25 protein-coding genes are annotated in these 23102 nt (G+C 53.4%); 4 read left to right on the top strand and 21 right to left on the bottom strand.

What is annotated here, in order from left to right; translation table 11 throughout:
* Positions 1 to 4: 4 nt before the first annotated feature.
* The 15 genes from ABU190_RS19420 to ABU190_RS19350 form a co-directional block, all read right to left on the bottom strand.
* Positions 5 to 1120 (bottom strand): AAA family ATPase, encoded by a 1116-nt coding sequence (locus ABU190_RS19420; RefSeq protein WP_354692174.1) that lies wholly within the window; start codon positions 1118 to 1120, stop codon positions 5 to 7.
* The gene (locus tag ABU190_RS19415) at positions 1117 to 1824 is read right to left on the bottom strand and encodes an RNA ligase family protein (RefSeq protein WP_354692173.1); all 708 of its coding nucleotides are present in this window, start codon (positions 1822 to 1824) and stop codon (positions 1117 to 1119) included. The genes ABU190_RS19420 and ABU190_RS19415 overlap by 4 nt, the downstream gene beginning before the upstream one ends.
* Positions 1825 to 2118: 294 nt before the next feature.
* Entirely contained in the window at positions 2119 to 3657 is a 1539-nt protein-coding gene (gene emrB / locus ABU190_RS19410) for a multidrug efflux MFS transporter permease subunit EmrB (protein ID WP_354692172.1), read from the bottom strand.
* A gap of 15 nt (positions 3658 to 3672) precedes the next feature.
* Positions 3673 to 4845, bottom strand: coding sequence for a multidrug efflux MFS transporter periplasmic adaptor subunit EmrA (emrA, locus tag ABU190_RS19405; protein ID WP_039077608.1), 1173 nt, complete (start codon positions 4843 to 4845; stop codon positions 3673 to 3675).
* Positions 4846 to 4972: 127 nt separating this feature from the next.
* On the bottom strand, positions 4973 to 5503 hold the full coding sequence (gene mprA / locus ABU190_RS19400) for a transcriptional repressor MprA (protein ID WP_039077607.1): 531 nt from the start codon (positions 5501 to 5503) through the stop codon (positions 4973 to 4975).
* A 90-nt stretch (positions 5504 to 5593) separates the two neighbouring features.
* On the bottom strand, positions 5594 to 5926 hold the full coding sequence (locus ABU190_RS19395; RefSeq protein WP_354692171.1) for a hypothetical protein: 333 nt from the start codon (positions 5924 to 5926) through the stop codon (positions 5594 to 5596).
* A gap of 123 nt (positions 5927 to 6049) precedes the next feature.
* Positions 6050 to 7234 (bottom strand): MFS transporter, encoded by a 1185-nt coding sequence (locus tag ABU190_RS19390; RefSeq protein WP_354692170.1) that lies wholly within the window; start codon positions 7232 to 7234, stop codon positions 6050 to 6052.
* A gap of 247 nt (positions 7235 to 7481) precedes the next feature.
* Positions 7482 to 8477 carry a glycine betaine/L-proline ABC transporter substrate-binding protein ProX gene (gene proX / locus ABU190_RS19385; protein ID WP_039077604.1) on the bottom strand — a complete coding sequence of 332 codons (996 nt, stop codon included), beginning with the start codon at positions 8475 to 8477 and terminating at the stop codon, positions 7482 to 7484.
* A gap of 70 nt (positions 8478 to 8547) precedes the next feature.
* Positions 8548 to 9615: a glycine betaine/L-proline ABC transporter permease ProW gene (proW, locus tag ABU190_RS19380; RefSeq protein ID WP_354692169.1), complete on the bottom strand. Its 1068-nt coding sequence runs from the start codon at positions 9613 to 9615 to the stop codon at positions 8548 to 8550.
* Positions 9608 to 10810: a glycine betaine/L-proline ABC transporter ATP-binding protein ProV gene (proV, locus tag ABU190_RS19375; protein WP_039077602.1), complete on the bottom strand. Its 1203-nt coding sequence runs from the start codon at positions 10808 to 10810 to the stop codon at positions 9608 to 9610. The genes proW and proV overlap by 8 nt, the downstream gene beginning before the upstream one ends.
* Positions 10811 to 11374: 564 nt before the next feature.
* Entirely contained in the window at positions 11375 to 12337 is a 963-nt protein-coding gene (gene nrdF / locus ABU190_RS19370) for a class 1b ribonucleoside-diphosphate reductase subunit beta (protein WP_354692168.1), read from the bottom strand.
* A gap of 10 nt (positions 12338 to 12347) precedes the next feature.
* Complete coding sequence (gene nrdE / locus ABU190_RS19365; protein WP_354692167.1) at positions 12348 to 14492, bottom strand: class 1b ribonucleoside-diphosphate reductase subunit alpha; 2145 nt, start codon at positions 14490 to 14492, stop codon at positions 12348 to 12350.
* Positions 14465 to 14875 (bottom strand): class Ib ribonucleoside-diphosphate reductase assembly flavoprotein NrdI, encoded by a 411-nt coding sequence (gene nrdI / locus ABU190_RS19360; protein WP_354692166.1) that lies wholly within the window; start codon positions 14873 to 14875, stop codon positions 14465 to 14467. The genes nrdE and nrdI overlap by 28 nt, the downstream gene beginning before the upstream one ends.
* Entirely contained in the window at positions 14872 to 15117 is a 246-nt protein-coding gene (nrdH, locus tag ABU190_RS19355) for a glutaredoxin-like protein NrdH (protein WP_354692165.1), read from the bottom strand. The genes nrdI and nrdH overlap by 4 nt, the downstream gene beginning before the upstream one ends.
* A gap of 253 nt (positions 15118 to 15370) precedes the next feature.
* Positions 15371 to 15697 (bottom strand): DUF883 family protein, encoded by a 327-nt coding sequence (locus ABU190_RS19350; RefSeq protein ID WP_354692164.1) that lies wholly within the window; start codon positions 15695 to 15697, stop codon positions 15371 to 15373.
* A 163-nt stretch (positions 15698 to 15860) separates the two neighbouring features.
* Here ABU190_RS19350 and ABU190_RS19345 point away from each other — a divergent pair, with 163 nt between their 5' ends.
* A complete protein-coding gene (locus ABU190_RS19345) occupies positions 15861 to 16205 on the top strand; it encodes a DUF2002 family protein (protein WP_354692163.1) in 345 nt (114 codons plus the stop codon).
* Between the two features lie 32 nt (positions 16206 to 16237).
* Here the strand turns inward: ABU190_RS19345 and alaE are convergent, their stop codons facing one another.
* On the bottom strand, positions 16238 to 16684 hold the full coding sequence (gene alaE, locus ABU190_RS19340; protein ID WP_047369158.1) for an L-alanine exporter AlaE: 447 nt from the start codon (positions 16682 to 16684) through the stop codon (positions 16238 to 16240).
* Positions 16685 to 17159: 475 nt separating this feature from the next.
* On the bottom strand, positions 17160 to 17339 hold the full coding sequence (locus tag ABU190_RS19335; RefSeq protein WP_071194717.1) for a hypothetical protein: 180 nt from the start codon (positions 17337 to 17339) through the stop codon (positions 17160 to 17162).
* A 215-nt stretch (positions 17340 to 17554) separates the two neighbouring features.
* Between ABU190_RS19335 and ABU190_RS19330 the strand changes: the two genes are divergently transcribed.
* Together ABU190_RS19330 and ABU190_RS19325 are read left to right on the top strand one after the other, a co-directional pair.
* Positions 17555 to 17713 (top strand): YqaE/Pmp3 family membrane protein, encoded by a 159-nt coding sequence (locus ABU190_RS19330; protein ID WP_039077593.1) that lies wholly within the window; start codon positions 17555 to 17557, stop codon positions 17711 to 17713.
* A gap of 146 nt (positions 17714 to 17859) precedes the next feature.
* Positions 17860 to 18711 (top strand): hypothetical protein, encoded by an 852-nt coding sequence (locus tag ABU190_RS19325; RefSeq protein ID WP_354692162.1) that lies wholly within the window; start codon positions 17860 to 17862, stop codon positions 18709 to 18711.
* Positions 18712 to 18744: 33 nt separating this feature from the next.
* Here the strand turns inward: ABU190_RS19325 and ABU190_RS19320 are convergent, their stop codons facing one another.
* The gene (locus ABU190_RS19320) at positions 18745 to 19350 is read right to left on the bottom strand and encodes a short chain dehydrogenase (RefSeq protein WP_354692161.1); all 606 of its coding nucleotides are present in this window, start codon (positions 19348 to 19350) and stop codon (positions 18745 to 18747) included.
* A 99-nt stretch (positions 19351 to 19449) separates the two neighbouring features.
* On the opposite strand from ABU190_RS19320, the gene ABU190_RS19315 reads away from it, so the two are divergent.
* On the top strand, positions 19450 to 20349 hold the full coding sequence (locus ABU190_RS19315; RefSeq protein ID WP_354692160.1) for a LysR family transcriptional regulator: 900 nt from the start codon (positions 19450 to 19452) through the stop codon (positions 20347 to 20349).
* On the opposite strand, the gene ABU190_RS19310 is transcribed toward ABU190_RS19315, so the two are convergent.
* The 3 genes from ABU190_RS19310 to ABU190_RS19300 form a co-directional block, all read right to left on the bottom strand.
* Entirely contained in the window at positions 20324 to 21754 is a 1431-nt protein-coding gene (locus ABU190_RS19310) for a DNA cytosine methyltransferase (RefSeq protein ID WP_039077589.1), read from the bottom strand. The two genes, ABU190_RS19315 and ABU190_RS19310, sit on opposite strands and share 26 nt — an antisense overlap.
* Positions 21755 to 21898: 144 nt before the next feature.
* A complete protein-coding gene (locus ABU190_RS19305) occupies positions 21899 to 22540 on the bottom strand; it encodes an NrsF family protein (RefSeq protein WP_354692159.1) in 642 nt (213 codons plus the stop codon).
* Positions 22527 to 23099 (bottom strand): sigma-70 family RNA polymerase sigma factor, encoded by a 573-nt coding sequence (locus ABU190_RS19300; protein WP_354692158.1) that lies wholly within the window; start codon positions 23097 to 23099, stop codon positions 22527 to 22529. The genes ABU190_RS19305 and ABU190_RS19300 overlap by 14 nt, the downstream gene beginning before the upstream one ends.
* Between the last annotated feature and the right edge of the window lie 3 nt (positions 23100 to 23102).

Below are 23102 nucleotides of genomic sequence, written 5' to 3'. Positions count from 1 at the left end.
TAGGTTATGTATCCGTGACCCGGTACTCAACGCAATGTGCTTCATCGGGCTGAGGAACCTCAAGCCTGGACGACATGCGCAGAATGACCTCTTCCGGTACGGCATGCTGGCGATTGGCATTCTGCGTTTTCCATTGCGGCCAGGGCACTTCCAGATAAACAATTTTTACCCTCGCCCCGTAAGCCGTGAACAGACTGATAAGCTGAGTTCGCAGTTGCCGACTGATGTTTGTTGCATTCCACACGAAGGGCGTTTTTTGCCGCAAAAGCACGCGCGCTTCCTCTTTCGCCAGTTGTACGACTTGCCCGGTTGCTGAGCGATCGGCGGGGCTTACGCCCAGTCGCCTGCGAATATCATCCAGGCTTATGACGGCCAATCCTTTGCAATGTTCGCTGATATAGCGATCTTTTCCCATTCCGGGCAGCGCGCTAAGCAAGGTCACCTCGAAGGACTCTGTGTCCCAGGGCACGAAATCTGCCGGGCTGTTCTCATGCGTCAGGTAATGCCAGCGCGCGGTATCGGATACAAAGGGGCGCGCTTGCCCCCAGCAGTGCTGCTCCTGACAAAAGAGCTCAAACAAAGCAATGCGATCAAGCATCTCCTGTTTGTCTTCGCAATGACGCCCCTCCATATCGGCACGCGCGAGCAATGCCAGCAGTCGAGTGTCAATACGCATCGCAGCACTCAGCAGTAAGCGCTCAGGCGACGGGCGTTCCAGCAGCCATAAGGGGAGGCCATGCAGACGCACCAGCGCTGCAATCTGCTCGCGCAGGGCAAATGGCGTCGGGATGTCACGCCACAAAATATGCCGTGCAGTGAGCTCACCTTTGCGGGCATGGCCAGGCGAGTGGATACGTCCTTCATCGTCCTGGTGCGTGGTACTGCGCTTTTCGACATCGTGCAGGAGCGCCGCGGCCCACATTATTTCCTGCTGCTGGCGTGGCAGTTGCTGATACGCATCCATTTCTGTCAACGCATTGAGGACCATCTCGGTGTGGATCCCTACATTGCCTTCCGCATGGTGAAAGGGATCCTGTGGAACCTGATGCATCTCTTCCACCCAGTTAAAACGCTGGCGTAAAGTGGCCCAGTTTTTGTCTTCGCTTAGCTGCCAGATCATCGTGTGCCTCCTGCTGCAAACTCATACGCCATACGGGCGCGTTGCCAGTTGCGCTTCCAGTGTTCGGTGGTTTTCACATGATTTTTGCGCACAAACTTGAAGACATTATGCGCAAATTCATCAACAGGAAATTCTTCACTGTTGCGGGTGACCACACCTTCGAGCGTACACGGCTTGCCGGTCTGGGTATCCCAGGGCGCAAATGCGCCACTGCCGGTTGTGAGCGCCAGAAACTCACGCTGCCACGCCTTTTCATCGTTTCCAGGCTGTGGGCCTTTCATCTCTGGTACGCAGGGAAAATCAAAGAGCGCAGCATAAAATTTGACCTCTTCCCAGCTTAACCAGACGTCCCGGCAGCGGATCGCAAAGAGGAAGAAATCCTGCTCCAGCGCGTGATATTCAATGGAATGGACGGCGTAAAGATTCTCACCAAAGAGTTCGAGATCGCCGAGATCGTTTTTCAGCAATTGCCAGCGCTGGCGAATTTTATGTGTCCATGCGGATTGGGTAGGCGCAGCGTGCGAGCGCGCAAAAACGCCATAGCGGTTCAGGCAGTTATTCTCACCGTCCAGCTTTTCCGTATGGACCAGCGACGCGATCGACTGCACATCACGCCAGTAATCGGCATTGATGCGATCATCGCTGGTGGTGCCAGGGGAGAAAGGATAGTGCCAGGTTCTCCCGTATTTTCGTTGTGAATTCATGATAATCCATTATTTTTTGTGTAATTATTGTTCGCCCGCGCGGCGTGCGAATGCCAGGTTGAGTGGGTTAAAAATGTGAGGTTAACAATCACCCGCAAAAGGGGTGGACGACGTCAGAGGGATAAACAACCTGAGCGCGTTGCTCAGAACCGGTTAAGGTGAATGGAAGATTTCGGGGCGGGCGTAAAGATACACGCGTTATGATGATAAAACAACCACCTGAGAGTGCGGGCATAAAAAAGGGATCCGAAGATCCCTCAGGTGAAAGCTTTTTTCTGCCGGAATGAGCGGTGCTTAGTGCGCGCCACCACCGCCACCGCCAGCACCAAACGGCGGTCTGGCAAACCACACAAGGCCCAGCAAGACCAGGAATACCGCGGCCGACATCCAGAAAATCTCATTGGCGGAAATAATCAGCCCCTGATTGGTGATTTGCTGGGCTATCCAGCCGGATGCCTGCTGCTGTGTCATCCCCAGCCCCTGCAACTGGTTATACATTTCCTGCGCGTTCGGGTTGTAAGGGTTTACCGACTCGGTTAACTGCGCGTGATGCATCGATTCCCGGTTGGTCCACATGGTGGTGGTGATCGATGTCCCGATGGAACCTGCCAGCGTTCGGGCAAAGTTCGACAGGCTCGACGCCGCCGCCAGACGCTCTGGTGGCAGACCGGACAGGGTAATCGTCGTCAGCGGCATAAAGAAGCAGGCCACGGCGAAACCCTGAATAAATTGCGGCCATGCGGAAGCGCCAAAATCCATTCCCGGCTCAAAGGTATATGCACGCCAGTAGAAGCAGACGGCGTACATAATAAAGCTGAATGTAACCAGCCTGCGCATATCGAGCTTATGGGCAAAACGACCAATGATCGGCGACAGCAGGACCGGGATCACCCCAACTGGCGCAGAGGCGAGCCCCGCCCATGTCGCGGTGTAGCCGTAAACTTCCTGCAATAGCTGCGGCAACAGAACAATCGCGCCGAAATAGAGCATATAGGCGAGACTGATACACAAACAGCCGATGGTAAAATTCCGCGACTTAAAGAGCGACAGGTCAACTATCGGGTTCTCATCCGTCAACTCCCACACCACAAGAAAGCTTATCGCCACCACGGCGACAATGGTCAGGATGATGATCTCGCGGGAGTTGAACCAGTCCAGCTCTTTACCCTGGTCGAGCATCACCTGCAGGCTACCGATACCAATCACCAGTAACGCCAGGCCCACACCGTCGATGCGGCGCTGTTCGGTGCGCGTTTCACGGCCACGCAGCGATTGCAGAGTCAGCAGTACGACCAGTACGCCGATAGGGACGTTGATAAAGAAGATCCAGCCCCAGTGGTAGTTATCACTGATATAACCGCCTAGGATCGGGCCGCAAATGGGGGCTACGATCACCGTCATCGACCACAGCGCCAGCGCAATGGAACGTTTAGCGGGCGGGTAGTTACTCAGCAACAGACTCTGTGAGAGTGGAATCAACGGTCCGGCGACAATCCCCTGAATGACGCGGAAGAAGATCAGCATGCTCAGGCTATTGGAGACACCGCACGCCCAGGAGGCGATAGCAAAAGCGACGGTAGACCAGAGGAACAGTTTGACCTCACCCACACGCTTCGCCAGCCAGCCGGTTATCGGAATCGAGATGGCGTTTGCCACCCCGAAAGAGGTGATAACCCAGGTACCCTGGCTCAGGGAAGAGCCAAGGTTGCCGGCAATCGTTGGGATCGCGACGTTAGCGATGGTGGAATCCAGCACCTGCATGAAGGTCGCCAGTGACAGCGCAATGGTCATAATGACCAGTTGCGCTCCTTCCAGCGGTTTTCTCTGTTGCATTACGCGTACCTCGGATTAACCCGCGTTGGCCTTCACGATATTTTCAATCAGGGTATTGACCGGTTTCAGGTCAAGCTCACGTGCGTTGCTCTCATAGGCCGGGCTGGTGCGAACCTGGCTAGACAGTACCTGGCCGTCACGGTTCGTGGTATCAACATTGACCAGCGTAGAGAGGCCAATACGCAACGGGTGATCGCTCAACTGTTTTGCATCGAGTTCGATACGTACCGGCAGGCGCTGAACCACTTTGATCCAGTTACCGGTGGCGTTCTGGGCCGGAAGCAGAGAGAAGGCGCTGCCTGTACCCATATCCAGACCCACCACTTTGCCGGTGTATTTCACTTCATCACCGTAAAGATCGCTAACGACGGTAGCTGTCTGGCCGATACGCATATGCGCAAGCTGAGTTTCTTTGAAGTTTGCGTCCACCCACAAACCCGTGGCCGGTACGACGGCCATCAGTGAGGTTGTCGGGCTTATCTGCGCGCCAGGCTGAACGGCACGGCGAGAAACATAGCCGGTGATCGGGCTGACAATTTTGGTACGTTGCAGCGCAAGCCAGGCGTTACGCAGTTCAGCGGCGGCCTGTTTTACCGCAGGCTGATCTTCCAGACGGGTATCCAGGATCATCGCCTGATTGGCGTTATATTGCTGAATAGCAACATCCAACTGCGCCTGTGCGGTGGCGACAGCATCACGGGCATGTTGCAGCTCTTCACGGCCAATTAAGTTGGCGTTGCCCAGCGGCACACGGCGATTTAAATCCGTTTGCGCCTGAGCCAGAGCGGTACGTTGCAGTTCGATGCTTGCCTGAAGCTGCTTGCCGTTGATCATCAACTGACGCGTCTGGCGAACGCTTGAGGCCAGCGCGGTCTGCGCTTTTTCAAATGCCTGTTGGGCATCGGTAGCATCGAGGGTGACCAGCACATCCCCTTGTTTGACGTAGTCGGTATTGTCAGCCCAGACTTTCGTCACGCTGCCGGATACCTGTGCCATGATTTGAACCTGGTTCCCTGCCACGTAGGCGTCATCGGTTTCCTCAAAATGACGCAGTACTAAAAACCAATAAATCCCATATGCCACGGCAATAACAATAAAGAGCAAGGTCAACAGCAGAAGGGCGCCTTTGCGTTTGCCTTTCTTTTTGACCGGTTGCTGCGGGGTTTGGCTCTCCGCATTTGCGCTCATGCTTTTCTCCACGATCTTATTATTTCATATCGGCAAGGCCGACCTGTTTTGTCAGAAAGGCCAGCAGTGTGACGTGCCGGCCTGACGGAATTCTTATTCAATCTGGATGTTCGAGCGGATCTCAGCGTTAGCGCAGCGCCTCAAGGATGGTGCCGTCTTCGTCCATTTGATCCAGGCGAGTGAGCAACTTGCGTGTGATGTGCTCGAGTTGGTCTTTTTCAGCGGTAGTCAGCGAAGACCAGAGTTGGTGCAGACAGTTGTGCTGCGGTGGCAGAACCTGACGCAGGAATTCATGCCCTTTTTCGGTCAACTGCAGATGCAGGCAGCGACGGTCATTGTCGCTTTCACGGCGTTCAATCCAGCCGCGTTTTTCCAGCTCATCGGCGATACGGGTCGCATTGGTGCGGGAAGAGCCTAGCGCGCTGCTCAGTTCCGATGGCTGAATACTGTGATTTTCCTGCGACTCCAGGGTGATTAACGCCATAAATAATGTTTCGTTAATCCCTTGAGCTTTCAGCATTTTGTTGCGGTTTTCCAGCAGTTTGCCCTGCATGTGCATACACAGGCGGGTGAGCAGAATTTCCTGGAACGGGAAATCTTCATAGCGGCTGGCGCGGAATTTAAGCATTTGTTCAATGGGCGTAAACGAACTATCCATTTGGGCATAACCTCATTAATTGCAGTCGATATAGTAACGACAGTGACAAATAAAGTAAATGTATTATTTTCTCTAATAAATTTGCTTTAGTTATGGAACTGTCAGTAATTTCCAGACGATTCCGTAAGCGAGCGCGCGCAATAATCCAGCAAGAATCAGGCTGCGCGTTTTCCAGAAACGCAGCCCCAGAAAGATAAATAAAACGTTAACGCAGCCCGTAAGGGGCGCGGCGGGGATGGAGAACAGAGTGATGCGGGAGATGAACTCGCCGGGTGGCGAAAAACCTGGCTTCGTGGCATTCAGGACGAATGGGAATGCCACAGGAACGTAACGTAATACGTCAGGAAGGCGGTTTCTGAACCCTTCCGGAAAGGTTGCCAGTGCAACGGGGAAGGGATCGGTTGTTGTATCTCTACTATCCATAGTATTTGTTAAATATCACCCACGTTAAAATCACCGGGATAAATAAGTTGCATAACCATATCAGACTCAGGGGCACCTTAACACCCCGGTTTTTTGGTGTTGCGACCTGGCGTGGGCGGGATTTTATTCTGCTTTTTGCGGGGGCTGATAGCCTCGCCACCAGACCAACAGGTTAAGGGCAGCGAAACTGCCGCCTGCAACACTCACCCCGGTCCAGCCTGCATGCTGCCATGCCGATGCGGAGATAAGAGATCCGGCCGCGCCACCGACGAAATAACTGGTCATATAACCGGCGGTCAAACGGTTACGGGCTTCTGGCTTGAGGCGATAAATGACGGTCTGGTTGGTAATGTGGACACCCTGTACGGTCAAATCCAGTACCAAAATACCGACGATCAGTGCCAGCACCGAGCTTTGCCCCCAGGCAATCGCCAGCCAGGAGAGAAGCAGTAACCCCAGTGAGACGGTGGTGGTCAGGTGAGCTTTGCCTTTGTCCGCCAGGCTACCAAAAGGACGCGCGCCCAGTGCGCCTGCTGCGCCTACCAGGCCAAACAGCCCAATCACTCCTTCTGAGAAGTTAAAGGGCGGCGAGGCGAGTAGAAAGGCCATCGAGGTCCAGAGAATGCTGAAATTGGCGAAGGAGAGGCAGCCCAGCAGGGCGCGGGTGCGCAGCACTTTCTCTTTGGCAAACAGGGTGAAGATCGATCCCAGAAGCTGCGGGTAATTCAGGTGATTGTCCTGTTTGACCTTTGGCAGACCACGCCATAGCGCAATCGCCATGATAACCATCAGCACGCTGGCTACCCAGTAGACCGTACGCCAGCCGCCGAGGCTTGCCAGTAATCCGGCAACGGTGCGCGCCAGCAGAATGCCAAGCAGCAGGCCACTCATAATGGTGCCGATGACTTTGCCACGTTTTTCCGGCGCGGCAAGGGTGGCGGCCAGCGGAACGAGGATTTGCGCCACCACTGAGAAAAGTCCCGTCAGTGCGGTTCCAAGAACCATCATCCCAAGCGTGGTGCTGCTGGCCGTGATCAACATCCCCCCCGCGGCCAGCAGGGTCATGGAGACGATGAGCCGTCTGCGCTCAAACATATCGCCCAGGGGAACCAGGAACAGCAAGCCAGCCGCATAGCCGAGTTGGGCCGCGGTGACAATAAAGCCAGCCTGATTGGGAGAAAGCGCGAAGGCGCGGGCAATCGCATCGAGCAACGGCTGCGCGTAATAGTTGCTGGCGACGGATAGACCGGTGGCGACGGACATAAGCGCGATCAGCGCCGGGCTAAGCCCTTGATGTTGTTTGGTCATTTTTCTGTGACAGATTCATTAGCTGATTATTTTCGTGGATATCAATAATAACTAATGAAGAGAAAAAGGTGGGAGGGATCGCGTGTCGCTTAGTGCGGTTAAGAATTTGTGCGGTTTATTGCCCTCACCCGAACCCTCACCCCGCAGGGGCGAGGGGACCGATAGTGCTCGTATTATTTTGTGGGGATTCCTTTCCCACGGGGAGAGGGAGAAAACCGAGGGGAAGAGCGACTAAAAAGCCAAACCCTTACTTCTGCGCGGCCAGCGCCTCTTTCACCCAACCGTCAAACTGCTGCTGGTGGGCTTTGATCCAACCATCAACATGACCCTGAATATCCGCTTCGGAGGCGTGACCGGCGTGCATCATCGCATTCTGCGCATTGATATCAGAAATCGGCAGCTTCATTACGGAAAACAGTTTCGCCGCCGCCGGGTTTTTCTCGGCCCAGGCTTTATTGGCGACAATGTGCATTGTGTTCACCGGGAAGCCGTAGTTCATACCGTTAGGCAGTTTGGTGTCGATATTTTTCTGCTCGCCCGGCAGAGAAGAGAATGGCACCTGCAGCCAGACCACATCTTTCCCCGGTTTCAGTACGTCACTAACCCAGTACGGCGTCCAGGTGTAATAGAGCACCGGTTTGCCTTCTTTAAAGCGAGTAATGGTATCGGCCATCATCGCCGCGTAATTGCCCTGGTTATGCACCACGGATTTACTCAGACCAAAGGCGTCAATCTGGTGGTTGATCACCGCTTCACAGCCCCAGCCCGGCGTACATCCGGTCAGGTCTGCTTTGCCGTCGCCGTTGGTATCAAACAGTTTGGCAATGTTGGGATCTTTAAGCTGGTCGATGCTTTTAATATTGTACTTCTCCGCGGTCTTCTTATCGATCAGATACCCCTGTGCTGCGCCGGTAACGAAATCCCCCTCGCGATAGAACTTTTTATCTCCGCCGGCCGCCGCGTACATATCATCATGCAGTGGTTGCCAGTTCACGGCGGTAAAGGTCACATCGCCCGCCGCCAGTGAGGTGTAGCCGACGTTGTAGTCCACTTCGCTGGGCTTATTGACGGTGTAGCCGAGTTTTTCCAGCCCACGGCTGACCAGCAGGGTCTGGAATGTTTCTTCAGAGATAGTGCTCTGGAAAGGTTGTACGGTGATGCCTTTGCCGGGCAGGTCGGCCGCAAATGCGCTGGTGGAGACAAGGGTGGCAAACGCTGTGGCGAGAATAATGTTCTGTCGCATCGTTGTTATTCCTTCAATTTTAGGCAGGACTCAGTAGGCCCGGAGCGCGTGTCTCCGGGCGGCTACATCGTTACTTAATGAATGGGCGAGTAATCAACCCAAGTGGGCCGGTGCTGTACCAGCGACGATTACCCCGGCTGCGGGCATCGCGACCCATCGCCTGTGTCAGGCGGTCGAGGATGATGGCGAGGATAACAATCCCCACGCCACCGACGGTTGCCAGCCCCATATCGAGGCGGCCAATACCGCGAAGTACCATCTGACCAAGTCCACCGACGGCGATCATCGATGCGATCACTACCATGGAGAGGGCAAGCATAAGCGTCTGGTTGATCCCCGCCATAATGGTGGGCATGGCCAGTGGTAACTGTACTTTGAACAACATCTGGCGCGGGCTGGCGCCAAATGACCGTGATGCTTCAATTAAATCTTCCGGCACCTGGTTAATACCCAGGATAGTCAAACGCACCACCGGCGGCAGGGCGAAAATAATGGTTACCACCACGCCCGGCACGTTGCCGATACCAAACAGCATCACAATCGGTACCAGGTAGACAAACGCAGGCGTTGTCTGCATGGCGTCGAGCAGCGGACGTATGATCTTCGCCGCACGTTCACTGCGCGCCAGCCAGATGCCAAGCGGTAGCCCGATAATGATGCAAAACAGCAGGGCGGTCAGCACCAGTGCCAGCGTGACCATCGCCTGCGACCAGGCGCCAATAGCGCCGATCAAAATCAGTGACACCAGTGCCGCGATGCCCATTCCGGCGCTGCTAATCTGCCAGGCGATCAGTGAAAAGACAATGATCGCAACCGGTGCAGGCATCCCCAACAGCAATTGCTGGAAGGCGCTTAAGATGTAATCCACCGGGACACGGATGCCCTGGAACACCGGGCGGAAGTGCGTCACCACCCAGTCGATCCCCTGTGTGACCCAGCTATCCAGTGGGATCAGCGTCTTATGGAAGGGATCCATAATATTAAAATGCTCCGGCGCAGGTGCCGGGGCATTGGCGAGCCAGTCGGCACCGCCGCCATCCGTTGGTGCGGGGGCGGGTGATGATCCCCATGCGTCAGCCGATTGTGCCGCGCTGTCGGTTGCCGGTGCGCTCTCCCACGGGTTATTTTGATCAGCCATTGTTTGCTCCCTCGCGATCTAAAGCCTGTAGCAGCATCCGTTTGGAGATGATGCCGACGTATTGTTGTTCTTCACCGACCACCGGTACCGCACAGGGTGCCTGGCCAACATGAGAGAGCAACTCGCTGAGCGGCGTTTCCGCTTCCACGGCAAGCGGGGAGTCGATTAACGCCGCATCGATACCCTGATTCTGGCTTAGCGCCGTTTTCAGAGAGTCGATGGAGACAATGCCAACAAATTTATTACCGCGTTCAATCACATAACCATATTCACGGTCTTCATCCTGCAACATCTTCAGCGCTGAACGTGGGCCAAAACCTGGCGTTCTGCGAATAAGGCCGACCGGCGTGCGGCGGGCAATATCTTTTGCGCTGAATACCTGGCTAATATCCACGCCACGGAAGAAGGTTCGCACATAATCATTCGCCGGATTATTCAGAATTTCATCCGGTGTTCCGACCTGAACAACTTCGCCGTTTTGCATAATGGCAATCCGATCGCCGATACGCATTGCTTCATCCAGATCGTGGGAAATAAAGACCACAGTGCGTTGATGGCGCGACTGTAATTTCACCAGTTCATCCTGCATCTCGGTACGGATTAATGGATCGAGCGCCGAGAAAGCTTCGTCCATTAATAAGATGTCGGGATTAATCGCTAATGCGCGAGCGAGACCTACGCGCTGGCGCATACCACCAGAGAGTTCATCCGGATAAGCATGGGCATAATTCTCCAGCCCGACCTGACGCAATGCATCTAAGGCTTTTTCCTGACGCTCACTGGCGCTCGCACCCGCTAATTCCATGCCAAACGCAGTGTTATTTAACACTGTCATATGCGGCATTAGCGCGAATGACTGGAAGACCATCGCAATCTTTTTCCTGCGCACCTCACGGAGTTCGGCGTCTGATATTTTGGCGATATCCACGCCATCAATCAGTACCTGTCCGCGGGTGGGTTCAATCAGGCGATTGAGAAGGCGTACCATTGTGGACTTACCCGAACCGGATAATCCCATGATGACAAATATCTCGCCTTCTTCAATGGCCAGACTGGCGTCTTTAACGCCAAGCGATAGCCCTGTTTTTTCCAGAATTTGTTCTTTCGAAAATCCTTTTTCAATATATTTGAAAGCCCGCTGAGGATGCTCGCCAAATACTTTATATAGGTTTTTAACTTCTAATTTAATTGCCATGCAATAGAACGTTTCCTGTTATTTATTTATGTCGATATGTTACCTGATGCGAATAATTGACCGCGTATACCCTAGCATACTGAGATTCTGTGACAACCCTCATGACTTGTATTGGCGGAATTTTGCAAGGGTAAAATCGCCTGAATTTCCCATGAGATAAGGGCTGAGCGGTGATCTCATTTTTATGAGATTTTTCGTATTCGCTGCTGAAATTACGGTGCGATGATGGTGATTGTGGGTGAATATGGCGAAAGAATGACGGAAGAAATATTACGGAATGTTTGTAGTGAGTGAGTGGGAATAATATTGAACAATGCGCGGGTATTTCCCCTCACCCTAACCCTCTCCCCAAAGAGGAGAGGGGACCGATCGTGCTCGCATTTTTGTGGGGATTCCTCAGCCTCAGGGGAGAGGGGATTGTCCGTGCTCGTACTATTTGTGGGGCTCCTTCAGTTCCAACGGGGCGAGGGGACCGGATCGGTGCCGGTTAGATAAGCCGGGTACGGCCTGTTTTTCTCCCTCTCCCCCGGGGGGAGAGGGCCGGGGTGAGGGGAGACGGGCGGCTCAGAAATCCCAGTCCTCATCCTCGGTTTCCACTGCTTTACCCATCACATAAGACGAACCGGAACCCGAGAAAAAGTCGTGGTTTTCATCCGCCCCCGGTGAGAGGGCTGCGAGAATTGCCGGGTTTACTTCTGCCATTTCCGCCGGGAACAAGGGCTCATAGCCCAGGTTCATTAGCGCTTTATTGGCGTTGTAACAGAGGAAGGCTTTCACATCTTCGGCCCAACCCGACTCCGCATATAAGTCCTCGGTGTAGGTCACTTCGTTATCGTAGAGATCCATCATCAACTCCAGCGCGAAATTCTTTAATTCTTCACGCTTTTCACTGCGGACTTTTTCCAGCCCTTTCTGATACTTATAGCCAATGTAATAGCCGTGAACCGCCTCGTCGCGAATGATCAAACGAATCAGATCCGCCGTATTGGTTAGCTTGCCGCGGCTGGACCAGTACATCGGTAGCCAGAAGCCGGAATAGAATAAAAATGACTCCAGGAAGACGCTGGCAATTTTCTTCTTCAGCGGATCATCGGCACGGTAATACTCCAGAATGAGCTGTGCCTTGCGCTGCAACGCGCTGTTTTCTTCACTCCAGGCGTAGGCCGCATCCACATCTTTCGTCTGGCACAGCGTGGAGAAAATCGAGCTGTAAGAGCGGGCATGCACCGCTTCCATAAAGCTGACGTTCGACAGCACCGCCTCTTCATGGGGCGTCAGCGCATCGGCCATTAATGTCGGCGCACCCACGGTATTCTGAATGGTATCGAGCAGCGTCAGCCCGGTAAAAACGCGGATCGTCAGTTGCTGTTCCGCGTGGCTCAGCGTCTGCCAGGCGGGGATATCATTCGACAACGGTACCTTTTCCGGTAGCCAGAAGTTACTGGTCAGGCGGTTCCAGACCTCAAGATCTTTATCATCCTGAATCTTGTTCCAGTTGACGGCGCTCACGCGTGATAGTGGTTTCATCCTTTTCTCCTTACAGCGCGCAGGACACGCAGCCCTCGATTTCAGTACCTTCCAGCGCCAGTTGGCGCAGGCGGATGTAGTACAGCGTCTTGATACCTTTCTTCCACGCATAAATCTGCGCTCTATTAATGTCGCGCGTGGTGGCGGTGTCCGGGAAGAACAGCGTCAATGACAACCCCTGATCCACATGACGCGTGGCCTCAGCGTAGGTGTCGATGATCTTCTCCGGCCCGATTTCATAGGCATCCTGATAAAACGCCAGGTTTTCGTTGGTCATAAACGGGGCAGGGTAGTAAACGCGCCCGGTTTTTCCTTCCTTGCGAATCTCAATTTTCGACACGATTGGGTGGATACTCGACGTGGCGTGATTGATGTAAGAAATAGACCCGGTGGGCGGAACCGCCTGCAGGTTCTGGTTGTAAATGCCGTAGCGCATCACGTTCTCACGCAACTGCTCCCACATATTGCGGTCAGGGAGAGTGATGCCGCTTCGGGCAAAAAGCGCACGGACTTTCTCTGTTTTTGGCTGCCAGTCCTTTTCCAGGTACTGATTGAAAAATTCTCCGCTGGCATAGCGCGACTGTTCGAAGCCTGCAAAACGCTGGTTGCGTTCGCGGGCCATCATCATCGAGGTATTCAGCGCGTGCCAGGTGATGGTGTAAAAATAGAAGTTAGTGAAATCCAGCCCCTCTTCACTGCCGTAGGCAATGCCTTCACGCGCCAGATAGCCGTGCAGGTTCATCTGCCCCAGGCCAATAGCGTGTGATGCAGCATTCCCGGCTTCTACCGAGGGAACCGAGCGGATATGGCTCATATTTGATACCGCGCTCAGGCCCCGCACCGCCGTTTCCACCGTGCGGCCAAAGTCAGGCGAATCCATGGTATGGGCGATATTGAGCGAGCCGAGGTTGCAAGAGATATCGTGACCAATATCCACGTAGTCCAGGTTTTCATCCAGCGTGGACGGGCTATTCACCTGCAAAATCTCGGAGCACAGGTTGCTCATATTGATACGCCCGGCAATGGGATTAGCGCGGTTCACCGTATCTTCAAACATGATGTACGGATAGCCTGATTCGAACTGGATTTCCGCCAGCGTCTGGAAGAAATCGCGGGCGTTGATATATTTCTTACGTACGCGGTCATCAGCGACCAGTTGCTCATACATCTCGCTTACTGCGATATCACCGAAGGGTTTGCCGTACAGGCGCTCCACGTCATAGGGGGAAAACAGCGCCATGTCAGCATTGTCTTTTGCCAGACGGAAAGTGATATCCGGGATCACCACACCCAGTGAGAGCGTTTTAATACGAATTTTTTCGTCGGCGTTTTCCCGTTTGGTATCGAGAAAACGCAAAATATCCGGGTGGTGCGCGTTGAGATAAACGGCACCCGCTCCCTGACGCGCGCCTAACTGGTTTGCATAAGAGAAGGCATCTTCCAGCATCTTCATCACCGGAATTACACCCGACGACTGGTTCTCAATGCGCTTAATCGGCGCACCGGTCTCGCGCAGATTAGAGAGCAAAAAGGCCACGCCACCGCCGCGTTTGGACAACTGCAACGCTGAGTTCACCGCGCGGCCAATGGATTCCATATTGTCTTCAATACGTAACAGGAAGCAGGAGACCAGCTCGCCGCGCTGCTTTTTGCCGCAGTTGAGGAAGGTCGGTGTTGCAGGCTGGAAGCGACCGGCCAGGATCTCATCGGTCAACTGCCGCGCCAGGACTTTATCTCCCTGGGCGAGGGTAAGCGCGACCATGCACACGCGGTCTTCGAAATGCTCAAGATAACGTTTGCCGTCGAAGGTTTTCAGCGTATAGCTGGTGTAGTACTTCCATGCGCCAAGGAACGTCTGGAAACGGAAACCGCTGGCATGGGCGTGAGCAAAAAGGTCGACCACGAAAGCGCGATCATAACGCGCCAGCACGCTTTCATCGTAATACTCTTCCTGCACCAGATAGTTAAGGCGCTCATCCTGGCTGGCGAATGTCATGCTATTGGGCAGGACATGGTTGTTGTAGAACGCGTCTACCGCCTGGTGGTCTTTGTCGAACTGGATGCGGCCTGCTTTATCGTACAGATTCAGCATGGCGTTCAGCGCATGGTAATCCGGTGCGGCTTGCATTACGCGCTCTGCGGTTGTCGTTGCCAAAATTCGCTCACTCCTTTACGCACGTTTTCAATGTCCTGCTGGGTTCCCATCAGCTCAAAACGGTAGAGATACGGCACACCGCATTTCTGCGAGATCACATCTCCCGCTCGCCCGTAGGCTTCGCCAAAATTGCGATTGCCGGAGGCGATCACGCCGCGAATCAGCGCACGGTTATGCTGATCGTTTAAAAAGCGGATGACCTGACGCGGCACGGCACCTGCCGTACCGCCGCCGCCATAACTGGGAACAACAAGAATGTAAGGTTCGTCTACCCGGATGCGCTCACGCTCATTGAGTGGAATACGCACCGCCGGCATCCCCAGTCGCTCAATAAACCGCTGCGTGTTTTCCGAGCTGCTGGAGAAGTAGACGAGGATGCTCATGCGCTGGCCACACGCGGCGCGGTGTGCAGGCGGTTGATCATATCCGGGCGGAAGCCAGACCATTGGGTTTCACCTGCAACCACGACCGGTAACTGACGAAAACCCATTGCGCGCAGTTCATCTGCGGCGTCCGGTACAAGATCGACATTCACCATTTCGAATTCAAGGCCACGGCTTTCCATTGCCCGTTTTGTGGCGTGGCACTGTACACAGTCATTTCGAGTGTAAATAATAATGCGCATGATTCGTGTTTCCATTTAAAATAAGAGAACGGCGCGAAGGTTCGCGTCAGTCGTGTGCTCGTCACTAAAAGGAATACTAGATGTAGTTGATAAAAGTTTCAACCACACAACATATAGGAAATTGAGATAAGTTTTTCCTGGTTGATGAGCGCAACGAGGAGGGGGCTGTATATGCGTAAAACAGGCCAGCAGGCAATAAAAAACCCCGCACGTGCATCACGTCCGGGGTTGAGGAGGGGAGAGTAAACGGGGGTTAACGGCGGTTACAAATCAGCGCACCCAGGAAAATCCCGACGGCGGCAACTGCCCCCAGGGCATAGACCGGATTCTCTTTCACATAGGTACCCGCACAGCTTACCGCGTCACGCGCTGCCTGATGTGCAGGTGTCCGACCATGCAGACGCGCCCGGGTCTCTCTTAACAGCGCCTGCGCTTTACGACGCGCGGTATCCGCTTCGTCTTTTGCATCGCTACCCAGAGACTTGAGTACATCTTCCAGGCTATCGGCCAGTTTATGAACATCATTCTGGATATCATGAACGCCATCATCTACATCACTGCGATTAGGTCTGTTAAACATCGGATCCTCCTTTGTTTTCGATGTGAATTTTAGTTTAGACCATAATTTTGTGCCGCTAATCACCGAAACGGCATTTGCCCTCGTTTATGGACTTTTCTGAAAGCGTTGCTAATGCTGAGTAATGTAAGGTTGCGGTGCAGTAAAAAGATGACGAGGAAAATATATGTATTTACGACCCGATGAGGTGGCACGCGTTCTTGAGAAAGTGGGTTTTAGAATGGATGTTGCGACGACGAAAGCTTATGGTTACCGCCGTGGTGACAATTATGTGTATGTAAATCGAGAGGCGCGAATGGGACGTACGGCGCTGATCATTCACCCCACGCTAAAAGAACGAAGCCTGTCCCTTGCGGAGCCCGCCTCGGAAATCAAGACGTGCGATCACTATCAAAACTTCCCGTTATATTTAGGCGAGGACGCGCAGGAACATTACGGTATTCCACACGGTTTCAGTTCCCGGCTGGCGCTTGAGCGTTTTTTATCGGGCCTGTTCGGCGAGTTTCAATAAGCAGTGACAGGCGCAGGCCTGTCACTCTACCCTCAGGCTTTCGCCTGCTGAAAGCTCACGCCAAACAGACGGCGGCAATAATCCAGGAAGTAGCCGTACAGCGCACCCATCAGCATCGACAGTACCGCATTTGAACTCACCGCTGCGACAATTTGGTGCCAGTCGGCGCCGACAGTCAGCAAAATAGCGACATATACCGGTGACTGGAAGGTGACATACGCCACAACATCGGCCAGTGTTCGCATTCCGCTTTTCGGGCTAATACGGCGGGCATAACGCATGATCGCATCGCGATACAGACCATAAGGCCAGGCAATAATAATGTTGACCGGGATAGCAACCAGACGTGATGAAAGTGACTGCTCGAAGGTCATTCCAGAGAGGAATATTTCAATGAGCATGTTCACTACCGAACAATAGACAACCATTGCAAAGGTGTCTGCTACGGCATGACGCAGGCGGGACTGCGAAGAGAACATGGTACTGCTCCTTGAAAAGAGAAAATAAGCTGATACCGGACGGTAACTAGCGGTTTGCTGTGGTACATTTGATGGTGCTAGATTATATGTCTGGATATAAACTAACAACTAGCTAATAATTTTTATTTATTTTCTTTTTCTGGATAAATTGCTCTGCCTTTGCCTGTTTTTTGCGCATTTCGTTATTTTTGTTGGGAAGGGCAATAAAAGCATTTGATATCATTAGCTTATGGAGGATTTGTGATGTTATTCACAAAATGACTCACTATGGCAACGCGTACTTTTAGCAAACAATCCTTCCCTGATGTTCATAATTCAATCAGCAGCATTTTTTATGCTATACAAACGCTTTTTCTAGCGTTAAATGCTGTTTCTCTGGTTGGGTAAATATGCGGATTCTTTGCATAAAGAAAGGTGATGAAGGGTGGGGAAATACAGATAAGTTGCGGTGAGAAATGCTCACCGCAAAAAGGAATTAGCAGACGCCGAAATCGCCGTCTTCTTTATAAAGAGATACGTCCGCAGCTTTGAGGGTAATTTTCTCTGCCGCGTCATTATGCACCGGTACGGCAACGATTTGGTCTTCATGCACTTCAATGACTTTTAACTTCGGTCCGCCAATACGCGGCTGCACTACATCACCAACAGTAATCATATTGTCCTCCTTATTTCCTGGTCATTAAACCTTAGCGCGAACTGCCCGCAAGGTACAGTTGGGCCGGATGATGACTGCTATTGATGAAATGTTGTTTTGCGTAAAAGAGGGTAAAAGCGCAAGGCTCGGCTGGCGGTGTTCCGTAAACTGGCTAAGCTTTTACATTAAATTCCTTTTTTAACAATCATCTGCATTTGTATCGCAATGGAGAAGTTATGGGTTTCTGGCGTATTATTTTTACGATTATTCTGCCCCCGCTGGGCGTACTCATTGGTAAAGGCTTTGGCTGGGCTTTCATTCTCAACGTAATTCTGACGTTGCTTGGCTATTTCCCTGGCCTGATTCACGCTTTTTGGGTTCAGTCACGTGACTAAGAGGCGAAGGGCGAGAGCTTTCGCCCTTATGTTTTCATAACGTATTGTTAACCTAATATTTTCTCCAATTTTTTGTGCAAGTCCGTAAAGTTCTTCGCCATTGAGACGATAAAAAATACGTTTGGCATCAATTCTAAGGAGAAGATATGAGCATTAAGGATGTAAGTTCGGCTGCCTCGTTGAGGGACATGCCTGCCACTACCCGTTTGGAAACGGTGCATGCCGTGACGGGGAAAAACGTTGATCCAGTGGATTCTGTTGAGGTCAGTCTGTCGCCGGAAGCGATGGCGCAAGCAAGGGATAACTTAACGCCGCCGACGCAGGAAGAGATAGACGCGAGCGCCCGCGAAGCGCTCAACCTGCGTAACCAGGCGATAGCGCGTATGCCAACGGGACCAAGCCTTGCCAGTGATTTCTATTCCGATCCCGCCACCGCTAATGACGCGGTCAGTTTTCAGGCCTTTTTCCAGAACGCCACGGTTAACGCCGATGAGATGGCTGACGCACTGCATAAAGCCCTGACATCCCCAACCCAAAACGGGGATTACACCACCAATGCGATGGATCTGGCCTTAACACAAGCCAAGCTGAATCTGGTAGTACAGAAGTATGTGGCAACGGATTACCAGACTGAGGCAAGCGCATTTGTCGCCCAGTTTATTAGTGATAAATCTTCACAGGCCGATCAGATGACCAAAGTGGTCCTGACTCAGGCGAGCAGACTGTCGGAAAGCCTGGGGGATCGCGACCAGGCACAGCATCATCAGGATGCCCTCGCACAACTGGCCGAAGGAACGCACTCTTCCCAGACAGTCCGCAATGCAATGCTGAGCCTCACCGCCAGTACCACAGACAGTGATGCCTGGTTCTCTTCAATCAACAATTGGGTTGAGAAAAATCGCTCGTTACCCTACATCCGTGAAATTGAGCAAGGCCATCTCAGCGCACTACAGGAGCAGTGGCAGAGTTTTGTCACGGGCCTGAAAACGGATGTCTAATCCGCAGCCCCCTCATTGACGGATGAGGGGCGATTAATATCCCACGGTATAGACACGCCCTGTCTGCACGCCTTCAATACTGCGGCGATAAGCCAGCGCCACCCGCGCGGCTGGCACGCTCTCAAACCCCGGAAAGAAGGAGCCGTAGGCTTCTTGCGATTCGCTCAGCATGGTCGGGCTAACGACATTTATACGCTGCCCGTGTTTCAGTTCGCACGCCGCTGCCTTCACAAAACCTTCCAGCGCGGCGTTGACCGTGGTGGCATTTACCCCTTGCGCGATAGGCTCCTGGCCAACAATCCCGCTGGTTAGCGTAATCGAGCCACCCTCGTTCAGGTAATGTTGCCCTGTCAACGCCAGACGTACCTGGCCGAGCAATTTATCCTGCAGGCCAATCGAAAAATCCCGGCTGGTCATTTTCTCCAGCGGCCCAAAGAAAAGATTGCCGGTGGTGGCGACGATAGCATCGACTCTCCCCACATTTTCAAACAGTGCTGCCACGCTCTCATCGGACGTGATATCAACATGGAAATCACCGCTGGTGCGCCCTGCGCGGATAATGTCATGCTGACCCTGGTTCAGCTCCTGCTCAACCGCCCGACCTACGGTACCACTTGCGCCAATCAGTAAAATTTTCATCGCTATGCTCCTCTGTTGCAGTAGTGGCTATTCTTCCTCTAATTATTTATAAGATAAATGAGCTAAACGTTAATTGATTACTAACTGTGGGTTAGCAATATGGATAAGCTGCGCAGTATGGAAGTGTTCGTTACCGTTGCGGATTGTGGCAGTTTCACCCAGGCGGCAAGTCAATTGAATCTGTCGGCGGTGATGGTGGGGAAATACATCGGTGCGCTGGAGGAGCAGCTTGGCGCAAGGCTGGTGGAGCGCAATACCCGGCGACAAAGTCTGACGGATGCCGGGCGTGTCTATTATGAAGAAGCACGCCGGGTGCTTGAGCAGGTACATATGGCGGATACCTCCATTGAACGGCTGCGCGATACTCCCGCCGGTACGTTGCGGGTAAGTGCCTCCACGACGTTTGGCGCCTGCGTGGTGGCTCCACTGACTGCTTCCTTTCTTAACGCGCACCCGCAGGTACGCGTCGAACTGGATCTGAGCAACCGACGGGTTGATCTGGTTGATGAAGGATTCGATCTGGCGATCCGCATTGGTGGGTTACACAACGATGACGTGGTTGCAAAGCCACTGTGCCTTTATCGCATGGTGATTTGTGCTTCACCCGATTACCTGGCGCGGCACGGTGAGCCACGTACGCCGGATGATTTACAGCATCATCGCTGCCTGTCGCATATGGTCTGGAACGCGAATAACGAATGGAAACTACCGGGAACTGACGGCGACATGTCCTGGCGGCGAGACCCGGTATTTCGTTGTAATGACGGGCAGGCATTGCGCCTTGCCGCTGTTGCGGGAGCGGGATTATTACTCCAGCCGGAGATCTTACTGACCGATGAACTGGCAAGCGGCAAACTGGTACGCGTGTTAACGGACTTTGCGCCACAGCCGCGCCAGGTGTGGCTGCTTTATCGCCAGCAGCGCCGTCCGTTACCTAAGCTCACTCGCTATGTTGCCCATTTGCTCGACCATATCAACGCGTGGGTTGCCCCTTCCTGAGAGTGACGGCACGCAATATAGAGGGCTCCAGCAGCCGGGCGACCGCAGCAAACACCGGCACCACCACGGAGTTACCAAACTGACGATAGGCCTGCGTGTCCGACACCGGAATGCGAAACGGTTTTTCGCCAGGTTTCTCAAAACCCATCAGGCGCGCGCATTCGCGTGGCGTTAGCCTGCGCGGACGACGCTGCTGGTTGGCGGCGTCGCTAAAGTTACTTTCACCCAGCGCTTTATCCCAGCCGCGATCGACCAGAATTTCTGAGCCATCTTTGTGATAGCGGGCAGATAAGGTTCGTGCCACGCTAGCTGCATTAGTAGGATCAACTAGTCCAAATCCAAAACCGTTGCCTTTTGCCGCGTGCTTCTTCGCATAATGGAAAAGGTAATCCCACAGTTTAGGCGACAGCACATACTTCGCATCAACAGTGGGCTCAAGGAGCTCACCGAAGGTCGGTCTGCTGCGCGGATAGAAGCGGTCGATATTACGCAGGGTAAAATCTTGCTTTAGCTGTAAATCGCGGCGAAAACCCACCAGAACAATACGTTCGCGGTGCTGGGGCAGAAAGTGTTTGCCATCCACAATCTTCGGGTCGTCTTTACCAGTCGCTTCTGCGTCGGCCACGTCGTACCCCAGTTCATCAAGGGTATTCATGATCACGGTAAAGGTCTTCCCCTGATCGTGGCTTTTCAGGTTTTTGACATTTTCCAGCACAAAGATGGCCGGGCGTTTGGCTTTAATAATCCGCGCGACATCGAAAAAGAGCGTGCCTTGCGCTTCGCATTCAAAACCATGGGCGCGACCGAGGGCGTTCTTTTTACTCACCCCGGCTAAGCTGAACGGCTGGCACGGAAATCCTGCCAACAGGACGTCATGATCGGGGATCTGTTCGTCGATATGCGCATAGGCCTGCGCGTCGGTGACGTCCGGTTTACCGCTCAGCGTAACTTCGCGGATATCCTGATTAAAACGATGGCTGCTTTCGTCGTTGTACCAGTTAGCTTTATAAGTCCGCACCGCATTTTTGTTCCATTCGCTGGTAAAGACACACTGTCCGCCAATGGCTTCAAAACCATTGCGGATACCGCCAATACCGGCGAACAGGTCAATAAAGCGGAATTGATAATGCGGATGGTGTGCAGGCGGCGAGGGAAGCATTTTGCGCAGTAAGGCTTCCTCGGCGGCGGTCAATGGCGCAGGGGTGCCTTTGCCGTTGACCCGCCGGTTTAATCTTTCACGACTCCATTCGTTTTGACCCAGTTTGCGTAACTGTTCCGCCACATACTTTTGTCCGTAGATTTCCAGTACCCGGCCCAGCAATGCGTTGTCGTCTTCTCGTTGCCGTTTGTCTTCTGCTTCGGCCTGGCGCTGAAGCTCCTGCGCGATTGAATCAAATTCCGACATGACGTCTCCTTGGGTTAATGCGTGAAAATATATCACTCATTTGACCCAGAGGAGAGTGTTACCTGCTGTTATCAGTGAATGTCGGGACGGCACGCAAAACCGCGCGCTGTCTGCGTGTTGTGCAGCAAAAGGTGCGGCATACGTTTAATGGTGGGGCAGCGACACCCATTTATAGCCCAACAGCATGGTACCCAGGATGATCGTTGCCGTGGCGCTGAGATGCATCAGAAAATCCAGCGCACTCACATGGGTTGGGTGGCAAAGGGCCAGTAATGTCAGCGCCATGCAGGCGACGCCAGCCCCGGCGGCTGCCAGGCTCCGGGCGGGAAATAACGTGCGGGTACGGCGCAGATAACCAATCACGATCGCCATCATCGGCACGCTCACCACAACCATAAAGAGATAACAATTTGTTCCCACCTCGCTGCCTTGTACCGGGAGGTGGTGATGCAACTGCATATTGGCAAAGGAAAGTGCGAGCCAGAGGCTAACCAGCGGCGTAAACCATTTCCAGCTCAGGGATTGCTGCCCGGCAATGCTCAGCAGAAAGGCGTTACGGATAGCCAGCGCGCCGGTAATAAAGGTCAGAAATAGCTGCAAGATAACCCACGCGGCGCCTGTCTGAGACCAGTCGGTAAAGGTCCGGTGCACCAGTAAACTGGCAAGCGCCCCACAGGGCAATGCCATCACGATCCACGCTACAACCCGCCATCCTGGCTGCCACGGACGTTTTACGGGCTCGATAGTACGACTTAACTGCTCAATAAAAAGATCATGATCGGCCATGATGCGCTCCTAACCGACGAAGGTTACTTAATGCGCGATGCAGCAGAGACTTAACGGCCGCCACCGTCAGGTTGTTGCGCGTCGCGGTTTCTGAAAGGGTCATTTCGTGCAGGTGTACATGTTCAATTACCTGCCGCTGGCGCGCCGGAAGCTGGTTTAACAGCATGGCGAGTTCTTCCCGGGACTGGTGTTGTTCAACGCTGGCGGCCAGATAACGGTCTTCGCTTGCGTACTCAGGCGCCTCGCTGCCGTCTTGCTCGCGCTGGCGATGACGGCCACGACGGCGCAGCGCATCAACCGAACGGGCATGGGCAATTGCCATCAACCACGGTAAGAAAGGCGAAGCGGGATCGTAGGTGTGACGTACCCTGTGCACGGTCAGCAGCACATCCTGAATGACATCTTCAACCAGCATGTCATCGTCAACCTGCTTACGCACCAGCGAGCGAATAACCGGTACCAGCGCCTTTAGCAACTGCGTGTAGGCCGCCTGATCGCCGGCCTGGGCAAGCGCCATCAATTGCGGCCATTGCTCACGTGTTGCCTCATATTTTTGCATATC

It is taken from the genome of Phytobacter sp. RSE-02 (assembly GCF_040578655.1).
GTDB classification, from domain to species: domain Bacteria; phylum Pseudomonadota; class Gammaproteobacteria; order Enterobacterales; family Enterobacteriaceae; genus Phytobacter; species Phytobacter diazotrophicus.
Note: the sequence above shows the minus strand (reverse complement) of the source record. Positions and strands in the feature narration are given on the sequence as shown.

Coding starts and splice junctions, on each gene's coding strand:
- ABU190_RS19420 (WP_354692174.1), bottom strand. CDS start 1,120: ATGATCTGGCAGCTAAGCGAAGACAAAAACTGGGCCACTTTACGCCAG.
- ABU190_RS19415 (WP_354692173.1), bottom strand. CDS start 1,824: ATGAATTCACAACGAAAATACGGGAGAACCTGGCACTATCCTTTCTCC.
- emrB (WP_354692172.1), bottom strand. CDS start 3,657: ATGCAACAGAGAAAACCGCTGGAAGGAGCGCAACTGGTCATTATGACC.
- emrA (WP_039077608.1), bottom strand. CDS start 4,845: ATGAGCGCAAATGCGGAGAGCCAAACCCCGCAGCAACCGGTCAAAAAG.
- mprA (WP_039077607.1), bottom strand. CDS start 5,503: ATGGATAGTTCGTTTACGCCCATTGAACAAATGCTTAAATTCCGCGCC.
- ABU190_RS19395 (WP_354692171.1), bottom strand. CDS start 5,926: ATGGATAGTAGAGATACAACAACCGATCCCTTCCCCGTTGCACTGGCA.
- ABU190_RS19390 (WP_354692170.1), bottom strand. CDS start 7,234: ATGACCAAACAACATCAAGGGCTTAGCCCGGCGCTGATCGCGCTTATG.
- proX (WP_039077604.1), bottom strand. CDS start 8,477: ATGCGACAGAACATTATTCTCGCCACAGCGTTTGCCACCCTTGTCTCC.
- proW (WP_354692169.1), bottom strand. CDS start 9,615: ATGGCTGATCAAAATAACCCGTGGGAGAGCGCACCGGCAACCGACAGC.
- proV (WP_039077602.1), bottom strand. CDS start 10,810: ATGGCAATTAAATTAGAAGTTAAAAACCTATATAAAGTATTTGGCGAG.
- nrdF (WP_354692168.1), bottom strand. CDS start 12,337: ATGAAACCACTATCACGCGTGAGCGCCGTCAACTGGAACAAGATTCAG.
- nrdI (WP_354692166.1), bottom strand. CDS start 14,875: ATGAGCATCCTCGTCTACTTCTCCAGCAGCTCGGAAAACACGCAGCGG.
- nrdH (WP_354692165.1), bottom strand. CDS start 15,117: ATGCGCATTATTATTTACACTCGAAATGACTGTGTACAGTGCCACGCC.
- ABU190_RS19350 (WP_354692164.1), bottom strand. CDS start 15,697: ATGTTTAACAGACCTAATCGCAGTGATGTAGATGATGGCGTTCATGAT.
- ABU190_RS19345 (WP_354692163.1), top strand. CDS start 15,861: ATGTATTTACGACCCGATGAGGTGGCACGCGTTCTTGAGAAAGTGGGT.
- alaE (WP_047369158.1), bottom strand. CDS start 16,684: ATGTTCTCTTCGCAGTCCCGCCTGCGTCATGCCGTAGCAGACACCTTT.
- ABU190_RS19335 (WP_071194717.1), bottom strand. CDS start 17,339: ATGATTACTGTTGGTGATGTAGTGCAGCCGCGTATTGGCGGACCGAAG.
- ABU190_RS19330 (WP_039077593.1), top strand. CDS start 17,555: ATGGGTTTCTGGCGTATTATTTTTACGATTATTCTGCCCCCGCTGGGC.
- ABU190_RS19325 (WP_354692162.1), top strand. CDS start 17,860: ATGAGCATTAAGGATGTAAGTTCGGCTGCCTCGTTGAGGGACATGCCT.
- ABU190_RS19320 (WP_354692161.1), bottom strand. CDS start 19,350: ATGAAAATTTTACTGATTGGCGCAAGTGGTACCGTAGGTCGGGCGGTT.
- ABU190_RS19315 (WP_354692160.1), top strand. CDS start 19,450: ATGGATAAGCTGCGCAGTATGGAAGTGTTCGTTACCGTTGCGGATTGT.
- ABU190_RS19310 (WP_039077589.1), bottom strand. CDS start 21,754: ATGTCGGAATTTGATTCAATCGCGCAGGAGCTTCAGCGCCAGGCCGAA.
- ABU190_RS19305 (WP_354692159.1), bottom strand. CDS start 22,540: ATGGCCGATCATGATCTTTTTATTGAGCAGTTAAGTCGTACTATCGAG.
- ABU190_RS19300 (WP_354692158.1), bottom strand. CDS start 23,099: ATGCAAAAATATGAGGCAACACGTGAGCAATGGCCGCAATTGATGGCG.